The following is a 14,506-nucleotide window of genomic DNA, read 5'->3' as shown; positions in this document are numbered from 1 at the left end:
TTGGTCAGGCTGGGGGGAAGCGGAGCGTCACGGCGGTCCCCCGCCCCGGCGCGCTATCGATGGTCACGCTCCCCCGGTGGAGTTCCATGATCGAACGGACGATGGCGAGGCCGAGCCCGGTTCCCTGGGCATTGAGGGTCCGGGCCTCGCTGCTGCGGTAGAACCGGTCGAAGACCCGTGGGAGGTCGTCCGCGGTGATACCGATGCCCGTGTCGATGACGGTGAGGAGTGCGGTGCCGTCATCGGGCCGATCGATGCTGACGGTGATCGTTCCCCCTGCCGGGGTGTAGCGGATGGCGTTGGAAAGGACGTTCCCGACGGCCCGCTGGAACAGGAGTGGATCGGCGGAAATCGTTCCTTCGCCGGTGCACGAGATGGCGATTCCCTTTTCCTCTGCCAGGGTGCCGTAGTAGTCCTGAAGCAGTTCCAGTTCATGGCCCGCGTCCAGGGGGACCGGTTCGATCCGCTGCTCGGCCCGGGCCAGGAAGAGAATGTTGTCGATGAGCCGCGAGAGCCGCTCGTACTCCTCAAGGCTCGACTCGATGACCCGGCGGTATTCTTCCGGAGAACGGGCCCGGGAGAGGGTCACTTCCGCTTCGCCCCGCAGGATGTTGAGGGGGGTGCGGATTTCGTGGGCCAGGTTGGCGGAGGAGGATTCAAGCCGCTCAAAGGAGGATTCGAGCCGGGTGAGCATCGCGTCGAAGGCGGCGGCGAAACGGGCCAGCTCACGAGGCCATACCCGGGCATCGATCCGTTCGTGGAGGGTTGTCACGTCAATGCGGCTAGCCGTCTCCGTGAGTTGGACCAGGGGGCGCAGCCCCCGTCGCACCACCACCACGTTGAGACCTGCCGAGAGAAAGAGTCCGGCCAGAAACACAAACGCCATCTTCTGCTTGTATCCTTCAAGCATCTCCTCTTCTTCGGTTACGTCCAGCGCCACCTGGATCTGGCGGCTGTCCGGCGCTCGTCCCCCATCGGTCCAGGCTGCGTTTACCAGGTAGACGCGGCCCTCGGGGGTCGTGAGCTTCTTCCCCCGGCCGATGGCGTGCGTGTCCCGGGCCGGCCGGGGAAACATGGCGGGCGGGGCAATGCCGTCCATTCCCCGCGTCTCCATTATGATGTTCTTCCGGGCGTCGGCGATGCGGACCAGGTACCGGCTATCCTCGCGCATGCTCCCTTCCCACTGGACTTCCTGCTCAAGGTGCACTCTGTCTTCGGGGTAACGGACGATGATCGCCTCGATGACCCGGATCTTGTCGATGATGAAGTCGTTGTCCTCGAACTCCAGGTCGCTTACCAGAGCAAGGAACTGGAACGCGATGGCAAAGAGGAGGACGCCGGTGGTGGCGAGGGTGGAGAGGACGGTGAGACGCGCGGCAAGGGAGAGCGTTCCCGGAGAGGGGCCGTTACTTCGTTTCAAGTACATAGCCTGCTCCGCGGACGGTGTGGATGAGCTTACGCTCGAAGGGATCGTCGACCTTGCGCCGCAGCCTGCGGATCGCTACGTCGACGATGTTGGTGTCGCTGTCGAAATTGATTCCCCACACCTGTTCGGCGATGAGGGTGCGGGAAAGTACCTCGCCTTTGCGGCGCAAGAGCAGCGATAACAGGATAAATTCCTTGGCGGTGAGGTCGATGGGCCTCCCCTCCCGCCGGGCCTTGTGCCCCACGAGATCCATCTCCAGGTCGTCAGCCCGCAGACGTTCCGGTTGGCGGGCCGGCCCCCGCCGGAGGATGGTCCGTGCCCGCGCCAGGAGTTCCGAGAAGGCGAAGGGTTTCACTAGGTAGTCGTCGGCCCCCAGCTCAAGCCCTCGCACCCGGTCGTGCACCGCATCCCGGGCCGACAGGTAGATGACCGGCACCTCGCTCCCCTCTTTCCGCAGCTCTTCCAGTACTTCCCAGCCATCCCGGCCGGGCAGCATGATGTCGAGGATGATCAGGTCATAGTTCTCGGTTCGCGCCAAGTGGAGGCCGTCGTCGCCGGATGCGGCGGTGTCGGCCGTGAAGCCGTTCTCCGCGAACCCTTTCTGGAGGTAGGCGGCTGCCTTCTTTTCGTCTTCGATGATCAGGACGCGCATGGAGATGTCGGGGCGCCGGGGTGGCGGATGGGGTGGATTTTTCTGGTGATTTTAGCGTCTGCGTCGGGATGTCGCAACCATTTTCGCGACCGGTGGATGGTGCTTCATGAGCGGCGTGTTGCGGGATGGTGGCCGGGCCGGGTGCCAGGGTAAGGGGATCTTCGGCGGGTTACTGCTCAGGGGCGGCGAAACGTGGCGTGGAACCGGTCGAATGATCCGATCGAGAAAAGGCCCAGCAGGCTGAAGAACACCTGGAAGGCTCCCAAGGCGAGGGCCGCCGGCAGGGTGCTTGCCCGGCATGGCATTCCCTCCGCGTGGCAGACGCCGGGAGTCAGCAGGTAGCCGTAGAAGAGGAGCCCCGCCAGGGTCAGGCACAGCCAGAGAGCCCCTTTCGCGGTCCCTGTGTCGGGGGCGAACATGACAGCGCAACTGCACGCCATGGTGATGGCCCCGATCACGTAGGCAATGGCTGCCGCATCGCTGCACGGCATGAATGCGCCGAGCTTCGGGTCGATGTTCGAGGCGTGGATGCAGACTGGGGCGAGAATCCGGGGCAAAAGGAGCAGCAGGGCTCCGGATATGAAAAGTGCGGCCGCACTGAGTTGCTTCATGTGTACTCCCATTAACGTTTACCCATAGTTACCATTGAGACTGTTGTTTGTCATCAAAAATATATTCGCCCGATAGCGTTCCCTGCCTGCGTCACTTAACAAAAAAAGGACCCCCCGGTTCGGAGGGTCCTTTTTTTGTTAAAGATGAAGACGGTCAGGCTGCGAGATGGAACTGGCCGATCAGGTGCTGCAGCTCTGCCGACAGCTGCGAGAGTTGCCGTGCGGCCGCCGCGGTTTCCTGGGCACCCCGGGCTGTCTGCTGAACCACGTCGGTAATCTGCTGGATGTTGCCGCTGATCTCCGACGTGGTCGAGGTCTGCTGCTCGGCTGCCGTTGCTATCTGGTTGATCTGCATGGTCACGCAGCCCACCTGCTCCAGGATCTCTTCCAGGGCCTTGCCCGACTGGGATGCCTCGGCCGTACCGCGTTCCACTTCCCGCACCCCCTGCTCCATGGAGGCAACGGCTCCCTTGGTCTCCTGCTGAATCGCCTTGATCATGGTGCTGATTTCCCTAGTAGCGCGGGATGTCCGCTCCGCCAGTGCCCGGACCTCGTCGGCGACCACGGCGAAGCCGCGTCCCTGTTCACCGGCCCTGGCCGCCTCGATGGCCGCGTTCAGGGCCAGAAGGTTCGTCTGGTCGGCGATATCCTCAATGGTGCCGATGATTTCACCGATCTGATCACTCCGGGCGCCGAGGCTTTCCACGGTTCTGGCCGTCTCGCGGACCCGTTCGGCGATTCGCTCCATCTCGCCGACCGTATGGCGAATGACCTCCGAACCCTGGACCGCCGTATCGCTTGCCCGGCGCGACTCTTCAGCAGCGGCGGTGCAGTTCTGGGCGATCTCCGCCGAGGTGGACGCCATTTCCTCGCTGGCCGTGGCCACGGTACCGGTTTGCGCCGCCACCTCCTCCGCGCCGGTCGCCATTTGCTCGGCATTTGAGGTGAGTTGGCTCGCTGCCGCTGCCACCTGGGATGCATTTTCGGCCACGCCGGCAATGAGCCGGTTGAGCCGATCCGCCATGGTGTTGACGGCCTCGGCCAGTTGCCCGGTCTCGTCATTCTGTTCCATATCCAGGCGGTGAGCCAGGTCGCCTTGGGCGATGGCCTGGGCAAAGTCTACGACCTTCCTGAGCGGTACCGTGATCTGGCGAGAGACAAAGAGGCCGAGAACCACGGCGACAACCATGCCGATGAGGGCAAGAAACATCATCTGGGTCAGTGCGCTTTGAGCTGCTGCCGCATTCAGGTCTTTTCGCTTTTTCGCCCCGGCGATCTTCATGTCGAAGAGTTTCTTGATCGATTCATCGATCTTCTTTTCGAAGGCCAGTCCCTGGCTCCGCATGAGAGCCAGCGCCGTTTCCCGGTCTCCGTCAAGGGTTGCGGTTACGATTTCTTCCCGTATCGGAGCATACTCAGTAATGGCATTTCTGAGGGAGTCGAATTCCTGCCGGATATCTTTGCTGAGGATGCTCTTGCCGAAATCCGCCAGCCCTTCGTCGATCTCCTTGTAGAACTTGGCGATGGAGTTTGCGTTGGCCTGGGCTCGGGCGGGATTGTCGTCAAGGATCATGCCGCGAATGTTGACCCGTGCCTTCTGGAAGGCGATGGCCACTCCGCCCATGGTGCCGAGGGGTTCGGTAACCAGATCGTACATTTCAGTGCCGGCCGTTTCCATGACGCGGATCTTCAGGGTGCCGATGAGGCCGACCAATCCTGCTATAACGGCCACGAGTACGAAACCCGCCACCAGTTTTGTGCTCAGATGCAAGTTCCTGATAACGCGCATCGTTCTCCTCTCCTTTCGGTCCAGCCCAATCGGATGGCTCGGCGTTGGCCGGATCCTTGACCGTGAACACACGTCGCGTGTGGTTATCTGTTGTTGCGTATCGGAGCATACCCGAATAACTTTAAGGAAAATTGAGATCGCCTGGAAGGTGGCGGCCTTACCGGGTGCGCCGGGAGGAGAACAAGGCAGCGGAGGAGGGGATGTCGTGGGCTGCAAAGAGCGTTTCAGTGAAGGCGTGAATAGCGGGAGAACACTCCATGTGCGGGCTGAATACAATGGTGCGGGGACGGAACGGGTCGAATCCGGCGATCCGGTGTGCGCGCAGTGTGCCGGCGCGAAGCTCGGCCTGAACGATCGTTGCCGAGACAAAGGCGATGCCGTTGCCGGCACGTACCTGGCTGATGATGAACGGGCAGTCGTCAAAGTACACGGTGTTGACGAACTCGTTGCCGTCGCGCCCGATGGAGCGCATGTTCCGGTCGAGAAAGCGTTTGGCGCAGCCGGTTTCGTTCTTGAGGTAGAGCCGCTCCCCCAGAAGTCGGTCGATGTCCGGTTCAGGCATGTCGATGCCGCGCGCGGGGGCGCTGATGAAGATCATTTCGTCGGGGGGGAGCGGATACGTCCGGTAGCCGTTCAGGTCAAGATCGTCGCAGTGCTCGATGAGGGCGAGGTCGAACCTGCCGCTTCTGATCCCGTCCAGGGCCTCCTCGGGCATGGCGAAAACGAACTTGAGATCTGTTTTCTCCCCTTTGTCGGCCAGAAAGGCGTCGAGGATCGTCGGAAGGCTGCCGATGCCGAAGGACGGGGTGCAGCAGAAGGATATCTTCTGCCTCGTTTCCTTGACACCAAGGCTGTCGAGAATTTGGCGCTCGATGTCAAGGATCGACTTGGCCTTTTCGATCAGCATTTTCCCGGCAGGGGTGGGCCTCAGCGTGGTTCCGGTACGCTCCAGGAGGGGGCGGCCGTAGTGTTCTTCCAGCAACTTGATGCGTCGCGAAACCGCGGACTGGGTGACGCAAAGCAGCCCTGCAGCCTTTGAGATGCTGCCGATGGTCGCGACCTTTATAAAAGTATTAAGAAGGATCAAATCCATTGTTTTATAGTGAGTTATGAATGTTATGCGTGTTGCGCATGGCTGTTATGAAAATGTTTCACTTCAAGTTATTACAAAAACGACGATATAGTTCAAGATGAAAAAAGAAAGTCAGGATAAGCGGTTGCTTGGTGCGGCATTATTTGGCTCTAATTGTGTGGCACCTTTGTTGCAATTGGTAACGGGCTAGCAGCTACATTGCCTCATGCCGTGTGCGTGTGAGGCGCCGTCTCCTTCGGGAGGAGAGGCAATAACCAGTTAAAGGAGGTTGTATGGCGAAACAGGCATGGAGAAAGGGACGCGTCATGCTGGCCGGCATGCTCGGCGTTGTCGCGCTGACGCTGCTGACGTTGTGGGGCTGCGGTGGAGGAGGCTATGATCAGCCGGCGGCGTCTGTCGCCACGACGCAAACGACTAATGCACTGATCAATGCCCAAACACTCAAGTCATGGGTTGACGCGGGGTTGGTGAACAAAGCTCTCGGGAGTTATGACCGTGTCGTGATCCTTGATGTGTCAGCCAACGCCGGCGACGGTTCAAATGCGTACAACACGGTTGGGCACATTCCCGGCGCACAATTGATCTCAGCCGGTTCAGGTGCATTCCAGGACAATACACGTGCTGAGGGTCCGTTAAGCGTTACCGGGAGCATGGTCTGCACCGGGGCCGTTATCGACAGCCTGCTACAGAACGCGGGAATTGATAAAAATACGACGATTGTTCTGACAAGTAATGCCGCCAGCGTCACTGGCGCAATCAATGCAACCCGGGCCTATACGACGCTCCGTTACTGGGGGTTCCCCAAAAATCGCCTCAAGGTTCTTGATGGCGGGAATAAGGGGTGGACTGATGCCGGTTACATCTTGACGTCGGTTGTCCCGAGCGTACAGAAGTCGACCTATGGCGTTGCCCAGAACGGGACTACTAACGTGAACACCGATATGCGGGTGTCGCTCGGTGAGATGATTGCGTATGTCAAAGGTATCAGGGACGGCAATGCGGACAAGGTTACCATCATTGACACTGTCCGCGGATCAACTACGACTGTCAATGCCACGGTTTCGGGCCCGACGTCAGACCTGCTTGACGGCACAAAATTCACCCCGTTTGATGGTGCCATTAAAGGTTCTTACAGCTATCACGCCACCAGAATGCTGACAAGCGGCATGTACTTCAAAGATACTGCCGCGATCAGAGCTGATCTCGTGGCGGCTTTCGGCACGGATGGCACGACTCCGCTCGGCGAGACAAGTCTCGATGCCACGAAAACCTTCATCTCTCTCTGTCGGGCAGGGAACTATGCATCCATAGGTTATTTCATCCTTGACGGAATCGCCTATTATAATTCCAACGTTGATGTCAAATGGTATGACGGCTCCCTGGGCCAGTGGAACCTGATGGCTGCAGCGGACGCGGTAAATCCGACCCGTGGCGGCAAGCTGGCAGTGGGGTCCATCTGGGATACCACCCTGCTTACGGATAACCTGACGTGGAACGTTGATGCTCCCCGGAGCAAGGTGATTGTTGATTATGCTTCCCGCGTCTACGGCGTGGAGCCGAGCTATGCCAACGGCAACCAGATTGAAGATGCCGACAGGGCCTACCGCAGCACTGTTACCGGTACGACCGGTGGTGGCGGTTCGACCGGTGGCGGTGGCTGCTAGCAGCGAGCGACGTTCTTGACCCCCGCCCACCGAGGCGGGGGACCTCTCAATCAAAAGGAGCGAATGCATGATGAATATGCGCAAGATATCGACCATCTCCGGCGTCGCCCTCGGTACGGCTCTCCTGGCCGGCACGGCGTTTGCTGGTCCCCGCATTACCTTCGGCCCCGAAGACCAGGGCGCCCTCCAGATCGACTACAAGGGCCAGTTCCAGATGACGGTTCGCGACAACGGCTCCGGCGCCAACGGTGACGACACCACCACCAACTTCAACTTCCGCCGCAACCGTCTCGCCTTCATGGGCAAGTACGGCGACATGCTGAGCCTCTATGTCCAGACCGAATTCACCGAGGACCCCAACGTGAGCACCCTCGGCGTCGGCGACAACAGCGCCGATACGCAGTTCCAGCTTCTCGACGCCGTTATGCGTTTCAAATTCCACGATGGGTTCCGGGTCAATGTGGGTAAATTCAAGCACAACCTGACCCGTGAGAATCTTGAGGCATGTGAAATGCCTCTGACCCTGGACCGGTCCCTCTTTGTCCGCGCCCCCTATGTCTCGACCCGCGACGTGGGTGTGGCGGTCTGGGGTAACCTGTTCAACGACGTCTTCCAGTATCGCCTCGACGCGATGGAAGGCCGCAAGGCAGGCGACCGGGATTCCAGCGGCTATTCTTCACCTGATTCGAACTTCCGCTATACGGCCCGCGCTCACGTGACCCTGCTCGATCCCGAGAAGGATTACGGCTACAAGGGCACCTACATGGGCGAGAAGCAGGTGCTGACCGTGGGCGCCGCGGTCCAGTACGAGCCGAACGTCGCTTACGGCAATGCCGCCACCCAGACCGACTCCAAGGATTACACCGCCTGGACTGTTGACGGCTATTTCGAGTATCCGGTCGAAGGCTTCGGCACCATCACCGCTTCTGCCGCCTACGCCGACTTCAGCATGGATGACGCCTATACCGTGTCAACCAATGTGGACAGCGGTGCCATCGGCCTCAATGGCGAGAAAAACGGCTGGTATGCCAAGGCCGGTTACATGCTTCCCACCATCCCCCTCCAGGTCTTCGGCCGCTACGAGCGGTGGAGCTTCGCCAGCCTCAACAATGTGGTGGACCAGGACATCAACTGGTACGGCGTCGGCGCCAACTACTACATCTGGGGCCAGAACCTGAAGCTCACGGCCGAGGTCAGCAAGACCGACTTCGACAAGGAAGGTACGTACAACGGAGTCAAGTCCGAAGACTTCACCACCTTCATCACCCAGCTCCAGCTCCTCTTCTAGGGCTGAGCGCAGCACAACCACACGCGGGAGGTAAGAACAATGAAAAAAATCATGATGTCGATCGCGGCGGCTCTGGTAGCCCTTTCCATGGCGGCGTTCGCCTTTGCTGCCGGCTCCTTCTCGGGGAAGGTCCTCAAGGTTGATGGCGAGAAGGTTACCGTCAAGGCCGAGAAAGTACCCGCCTGGGTCAAGAAAGGCGCCCACGTTCAGGCCAGCGGCGGCATGCCGACTGTTGTCGAGGTGAAAGGCGACGAAGTCGTCCTCAAGTTCGGCAAGGCAAAGGCTGCCAAGATCAAGGCGGATTCTTCCATGACCATCTCCGAAGCCGCCGGCGATGCACTCCAGGGCTGCTAGTCGGTTGCCGTGACCGCCTCCCCGCCCTGGGGCGGGGAGGTTTCTTTTTACGGGTTAAAATCCATTTATTGCAATACAATTATTTGTGTATGGCACAACAAAGGAGTAGACCATGAAGCACAAAACCGCATGGCTGACCCTTGCTGCCGCAGCGTTTGCGCTCTGTGCCGCCTCACCTGTCTTTGCCGAAAAGGCGGGCATCGGCTGGCAGGAGACGATCGCTGCCAAGAGCGGCAAGGCGAAGACCATGGCCGAGTTGGCAAAGATGTATGATTCCAGTTCCTGCATCGAGTGTCACCAGGAAGTTCACGATGAGTGGGAACAGTCGATCCATGCCCGCTCAATCTTCGGTACCGGCCGGACTGCCGCCACTTTCATGACCGCTGTGGTCAACGGCCTCATGGAATGGGACTATTCGGGGGTGAAAAGCCCGTCGGACGTGAAGGTTGAGCACCTGATGGGATGTGCCAAGTGCCATCTCCCCCAGTTGGCCGATGCCGAGGACTCGGTGGCCAAGGAGATCATCGCCACCATCGGCAGCTGGCAGGATGCACTGAAGAAAAAGGATTCGGCAAAGGCCACTGCCGAGGCTGACAAGCTCAAGAGCCTCAACATCAATTGCCTCGTTTGCCATAACCGTAACGCCATCACCCACAAGTGGACCGACGGCTATCCCCAGGCCGGGGTAGTCTACGGCTCAAAGGAAGGGGAGCACCCCTCTGCGGCATTCCCCGCGATGAAGGTCAGCCCGATCATGTCAGAGTCCATCCAGTGCGGCCAGTGCCACGGCTTGGGGCCGAACATGGAATTGGACAACCCGACCCAGTGCTGCACCAGCTATGCGAGCTACCTCTGGGCCTACAAGGCCGAGGGCGGGCGGGAAAACTGCCAGGAATGCCACATGAAGAAGAGCAAGCTCGGGCACAACATGCAGAGCTACCGTGATCCGGGCATGGCCAAGGCCGCGGTTGAGTTCAAGGCCGAGGCCTATGGCTATCACTGGCGGGACGGGGCGCTGGTGACGCCCAAGGCAGTGGTGAAGGTCGAGATGACCAACCACGCGGGCCACTCGATCCCCGACGGCTGACCGACCCCCAACCGACTGGTTCTGTCGGTCATTGCAAAGACAAAAGACGGCGAGGAAGTGTTCAATCAGGAGAAGATCTACATGCCGGTGCCCCAGCAACTGGCCCGGGGCGACCGGATGGGGCGCGGCCCCTACGAGAAGAGCGGAATGATCGAAGATACGGGGCTGCCGCCGGGCAAGAAGATCCACGAGCGGTTCGATATCCTCTTCCCCACCGAGGATGTGGTGGAGGATGGGAAGAAAGTCCGCAAGACCCTGGCCCACGAACTGGATGTGGAGGTCAAGCTCTGGTATCTCCCGTTCGGCACCATGAATTCCGATCCGTTCCTTTGGCATGAGTTCACCCAGAAGGTGAACATCAGCACCAAAGGCAAGTAACACCACGCAGCACCTCCTTCATGTGATGGCCGGCAGCCGTACCGCTGCCGGCCCTTTTTTGCCGGGACCTTTACCCTCCATCTGTGCTACCATTACCCCCGTGCGTGATCGAGCGAACCATGCCATGAACAGGATTTTACACACCGTTGCCATGCTGGCGGTCGCCGTTATGTTCCTGCTCGCTGCCGGGTGCGGCAGCAACGGGGGAGAGAATGCCTCATGTCTTTCCTGCCACGGGAACATCGAGCACGCCTCACCGGCCCACCCCTCCTGTGTTGCCTGCCACGGCGGCGACGGCCGGGCCCGGAGCAAAGAGGACGCGCACCGGACCATGTTCGCCCCGCGGAACCCCTCGGATCCTGCCGTGTGGGAGAAGAGTTGCGGCGCATGCCATCCCTACCAGCTGGGCCGGGTCCGCTCGGGGCTCATGTATACCAACACGGGGATCATCAAAAATATCCAGCTTACCTGGGAAGGTGCGGACGGCCGGCGCTACGGAGCACGGCAGGACGACCTCTACGACGCAGAGGGGAAGCGGGTCAGGGTCAACGGCGTGGCCGAACTGAACAACCTCTCGGGGGAGCTCTACCGCAAGTTCTGCTCCCTCTGCCACGTGGGGATCGAAAACCGCTATGCCTGGGGCGTGGGACACGGCTCCGGCTGTGCGGCCTGCCACTTTCCCCGCAATGCCGATTCCGCCTATGAGGGTAGTGACCTGACCATGCGACTGCGTGGGCCCGCCGCGTCCAGCCACCGGATGGAAGGGCTCCCCGGCAACGACGTCTGCTTCCGCTGCCATAACCGCAGCGGCCGTATCGCCCTCTCCTACCTCGGGTTGAACGACGGCAACAACGGTCTCGTGCCGACAAGGGGAGGCTTTCCGGGCCCCCAGCTCACCAGCGGTAACCGGAACGTGACGAGCATCCCTCCCGACATCCACCACGCCCGGGGGATGGAATGCATCGACTGTCACACCTCCCGCGACATCATGGGTGACGGCTATGCCTACGAGAACCTCTACCACCAGGTGGAGATCCGCTGCGAGGATTGCCACGGCAGTGCAACTTCGCCCCCCCGCTGGCGGGAGATCGCGCGGGAGAACGAGGAGCCGGTGCGGGAGTCGGCCCGCTACCCCATGCAGATGCGGCCGGGCATGCGGATGATCGTCACCGCCAAGGGCCGCCCCTACTCCAACGTCTTCGTCAAGGACGACAGGGTGGCGGTGCTCGGCAAGCGGAGCGGCAGGGTATTCACCAGCAAGGTCATTACCGGCACGCCTGCCCATACGGTGGCCGGCCACGGCCGACTCGAATGCACCGCCTGCCATTCCCGGGCGGTTCCCCAGTGCTACGGCTGTCATACGAAATACGACAAGGGACGCACCGGCACCGACTTCATCAAGGGAATGGACACCCCCGGGCTCTTCACCGAAACCGAGGATTACCGGACCCTCTATCCCTTCCCCCTGGCCCTGAACCAGCGTGGGGGCATTGCGCCGGTCACCCCCGGCTGCCAGACGTTCGTCACCGTGGTGGAGCCGGACGGCACCCTGTCCCGGGAGGGCTACGTCTCTACCTTCAAGGGGAAAAAGCAGCTCCGGTTCGCGCCGTTCTACTCCCACAACACCGGAGAACGGGCCATCGGCTGCGGCGAATGCCACGCCAACCCCGCCTTCCTGGGCTTTGGCCAGCATGTGACGGGAAAAGGGCGGATCGACGGGACATTACGCTGCACCAAGAACGAAGAGAAGCCCCTGGACGGCTTCCAGACCATGGAGGGTGGCCTGGTACGCGCCTTCTCCGCCATCACCCGCGAGAACTCCCGCCCCCTGAACGACACGGAGGCTAAACGGGTCTGGCGGGCAAACCTCTGTATCGTCTGCCACACCCGGGCCGACGATCCCATCTACCGCAAGGAGCTCGATTATCGTGCGCTGGATGATGCTCTGCATCGCCGCCTGCTTGCTGGCAGCGCCGGTCGCGTCGTGGCCCGCTGACGCCGCCGCGGGCGAAAACTGCCGGGCCTGCCATCGGGATGTCCTTACCGGCCCCCACGCAGGCATCGGCTGTTCCCCCTGCCACGGCGACGACCGGGCCACGGTGCGCAACCCGGCCCTCGTGGCCGACCGCGCCGCCCGGTGCGTGGCCTGCCACCGTGGATACGACCGTCTCTTTGACCACCCCATGACCACCCGGAGCGCGGAACGGCGCTTCGTGGCCGATACCCTGGGGCGCGCCGACGGGGCATTCTTCCGCAACCAGTGCGGTGGCTGCCATGTGACGGGATGCCTCGACTGCCATCCCGGCGGCGGCCATGCCCTGGCCCGACCACGGGATGCCCAGTGTCTCTCCTGCCACCGGGGCTACTTCGTGGGCACCGACTACCACGGCCGGGCGCCCCGGGAGGATGCCCTGCGCTACCAGCGGGGCGAGCTGGCCAATGGCGAGACCTTCCTCCCCATGCTGCCCGACGTCCATGCCGAGGCAGGGATGAGGTGCGCCGACTGCCACTCCATGGCAAGCCTGGCCGCTGGCAAACGGTCCGCAAAGGGGTGCACCGACTGTCACACACCGGACCCGCGTGTGGTCGAACACCGCATCACCGCCCACCGGGACCGGCTCGAATGCGCTGCCTGCCATGCCGCATGGGCACCCCAGGAGTACGGTACCTTCTGGCTGCGCTTCACCAACAGCCCCCGGCTCCAGTCCCGCTTCCAGGTGGTCAGCCGCCAGGACGACTGGGTGAAGAGCACCTATCTCAAGCGGCAGGACGCCCCCCCCCTCGCGCTCAACGAAGCGGGGCGGGTGAGCCCGGCCCGGCCCCAGTTCATCCTTTACCATTCGGATTTCCGCAATGAGCGGGTGGTGGGGCAGGAGAACCGGCTTCTGGCTGCCCGCTGGAAGACCTTCGCCCCTCACACCATCCGGCGCGAAACGGTCATGTGCGACGGTTGTCACGACAACCCGCGGCGCTTTCTGCTGGAACCGCCCCACGAGCGGATCTACCGGACCCGGGCCGACGGCCTTTCCCTCGACTCCTTCTGGGACCGCACCGGCCAGCGGATGGCCAACGGTGCGTTCATGGAGCCGGAGCGGGTGCGGCGCATGGGGGTGCGGACCCCCGAATACACGAAAGGGTATCTGGAACGATGGCGGGATTTGACCGGGGACGCCGGCGGTTCATCGCGGCGCTAGTCGCATTCACGACCTCGCTGGCTGCGGCGTGGCGCTTTCTCGTCCCCGCGGCGCGGAGTGGGGGGGAGCGGTTCACCGTTGCCAAGGCATCGATCCCCCCCCGGGGCGCCCTTGTGTTCAAGGAACGGCACCTGGCGGTCGTGCGGGATGGGGATACGCTCTATGCCCTTGACCTCACCTGTACTCACCTGGGCTGCACGGTAACCGTCACACCGTCTGAGATCGTCTGTCCCTGTCACGGCAGCCGCTTCGACCTGAAGGGAAACGTTGTCAAAGGTCCCGCCGACCGTCCCCTGGCCCGCCATCGGGTGGAGGACCGGGGCGAGCGGGTGGAGATTGTCATCGGATGATCAGGGAGTTCGCCAAACATCTCTTCCCCCGGGTGGTCCTGCGGGAGAACCTGCGGTTCAGCTACACATTCTGTCTGGGCGGACTCGCCTTTACGGCATTCTTCGCCCTGACCGTGTCCGGGGTACTGCTGCTGTTCTACTACCAGCCGACCCCGGACCGGGCATTTGATTCGATTCTGTTCCTGGAGTCGACGGTTGTGGGGGGAAAGTACCTGCGGGCGCTTCACCGGCTTGCCTCCCACGGGTTCCTCTGTCTGATGTTCCTCCACATCCTGCGGGTCGTGCTCACCGGTGCCTTCCGGCCGCCCCGCGAACTGACCTGGGTGGTGGGGGTGGGTCTCCTGGGACTGTCGGTGTTCGAGGCATACACCGGCTATCTGCTCCCCATGGACCAACTGGCTTTCTGGGCCACCCGTACCGGCATGGAGTTGCTGGCCACCTTTCCGGGCGGCGGCTGGCTCCGGGCCATCCTTGTCCCCGACGGGGTGGGAGAGTCCCTGTCGCTCCTGCGCTTCTACGCCCTGCACGTGGTCATCGTTCCCCTGGGCATCCTGGGGCTGTCGTTTCTCCATTTCTACCGGGTACGCAAGACCAAGGGGCTGCTTCCCTATCTGTGAGAG

Annotated in this window: 13 protein-coding genes; 8 read left to right on the top strand and 5 right to left on the bottom strand. The window is 61.8% G+C overall.

The window, feature by feature from the left end; all coding sequences use genetic code 11:
• Positions 1-4: 4 nt before the first annotated feature.
• The 5 genes from AABA48_RS12060 to AABA48_RS12040 all read right to left on the bottom strand — a co-directional run bounded on the left by AABA48_RS12060 (position 5) and on the right by AABA48_RS12040 (position 5,571).
• Positions 5-1,426 (bottom strand): heavy metal sensor histidine kinase, encoded by a 1,422-nt coding sequence (locus AABA48_RS12060; protein ID WP_286350654.1) that lies wholly within the window; start codon positions 1,424-1,426, stop codon positions 5-7.
• Positions 1,407-2,078 (bottom strand): heavy metal response regulator transcription factor, encoded by a 672-nt coding sequence (locus tag AABA48_RS12055; RefSeq protein WP_286350653.1) that lies wholly within the window; start codon positions 2,076-2,078, stop codon positions 1,407-1,409. Before AABA48_RS12055 ends, AABA48_RS12060 begins: the two co-directional genes overlap by 20 nt.
• A 176-nt stretch (positions 2,079-2,254) precedes the next feature.
• Positions 2,255-2,689: a DUF4418 family protein gene (locus AABA48_RS12050; RefSeq protein ID WP_286350652.1), complete on the bottom strand. Its 435-nt coding sequence runs from the start codon at positions 2,687-2,689 to the stop codon at positions 2,255-2,257.
• Between the two features lie 154 nt (positions 2,690-2,843).
• A complete protein-coding gene (locus AABA48_RS12045; RefSeq protein WP_286350651.1) occupies positions 2,844-4,478 on the bottom strand; it encodes a methyl-accepting chemotaxis protein in 1,635 nt (544 codons plus the stop codon).
• A 157-nt stretch (positions 4,479-4,635) separates the two neighbouring features.
• Positions 4,636-5,571 carry a LysR family transcriptional regulator gene (locus AABA48_RS12040; RefSeq protein ID WP_286350650.1) on the bottom strand — a complete coding sequence of 312 codons (936 nt, stop codon included), beginning with the start codon at positions 5,569-5,571 and terminating at the stop codon, positions 4,636-4,638.
• A 272-nt stretch (positions 5,572-5,843) separates the two neighbouring features.
• On the opposite strand from AABA48_RS12040, the gene extH reads away from it, so the two are divergent.
• From extH to AABA48_RS12000, 8 genes are all read left to right on the top strand, one after another.
• Positions 5,844-7,235 (top strand): selenite/tellurite reduction operon rhodanese-like protein ExtH, encoded by a 1,392-nt coding sequence (extH, locus tag AABA48_RS12035; protein WP_286350649.1) that lies wholly within the window; start codon positions 5,844-5,846, stop codon positions 7,233-7,235.
• Positions 7,236-7,302: 67 nt separating this feature from the next.
• Entirely contained in the window at positions 7,303-8,523 is a 1,221-nt protein-coding gene (extI, locus tag AABA48_RS12030; RefSeq protein WP_286350648.1) for a selenite/tellurite reduction operon porin ExtI, read from the top strand.
• 39 nt (positions 8,524-8,562) lie between these two features.
• Complete coding sequence (extJ, locus tag AABA48_RS12025) at positions 8,563-8,877, top strand: selenite/tellurite reduction operon protein ExtJ (protein WP_286350647.1); 315 nt, start codon at positions 8,563-8,565, stop codon at positions 8,875-8,877.
• A gap of 112 nt (positions 8,878-8,989) precedes the next feature.
• On the top strand, positions 8,990-10,342 hold the full coding sequence (gene extKL / locus AABA48_RS12020) for a multiheme c-type cytochrome (seleno)protein ExtKL (protein WP_286350646.1): 1,353 nt from the start codon (positions 8,990-8,992) through the stop codon (positions 10,340-10,342).
• Positions 10,343-10,466: 124 nt separating this feature from the next.
• Complete coding sequence (gene extM, locus AABA48_RS12015; protein WP_338270439.1) at positions 10,467-12,338, top strand: selenite/tellurite reduction operon c-type cytochrome ExtM; 1,872 nt, start codon at positions 10,467-10,469, stop codon at positions 12,336-12,338.
• Entirely contained in the window at positions 12,271-13,536 is a 1,266-nt protein-coding gene (gene extO, locus AABA48_RS12010) for a selenite/tellurite reduction operon b-type cytochrome iron-sulfur cluster-binding subunit ExtO (protein WP_286350644.1), read from the top strand. Before extM ends, extO begins: the two co-directional genes overlap by 68 nt.
• The gene (locus AABA48_RS12005) at positions 13,491-13,886 is read left to right on the top strand and encodes a QcrA and Rieske domain-containing protein (protein ID WP_286350643.1); all 396 of its coding nucleotides are present in this window, start codon (positions 13,491-13,493) and stop codon (positions 13,884-13,886) included. Before extO ends, AABA48_RS12005 begins: the two co-directional genes overlap by 46 nt.
• Positions 13,883-14,503, top strand: coding sequence for a cytochrome b N-terminal domain-containing protein (locus AABA48_RS12000; protein ID WP_286350642.1), 621 nt, complete (start codon positions 13,883-13,885; stop codon positions 14,501-14,503). Before AABA48_RS12005 ends, AABA48_RS12000 begins: the two co-directional genes overlap by 4 nt.
• Positions 14,504-14,506: the final 3 nt, after the last annotated feature.

It is taken from the genome of Geobacter sp. 60473 (genome assembly GCF_036323535.1).
Lineage (GTDB): Bacteria > Desulfobacterota > Desulfuromonadia > Geobacterales > Geobacteraceae > Geobacter > Geobacter sulfurreducens.
Note: the sequence above shows the minus strand (reverse complement) of the source record. Positions and strands in the feature narration are given on the sequence as shown.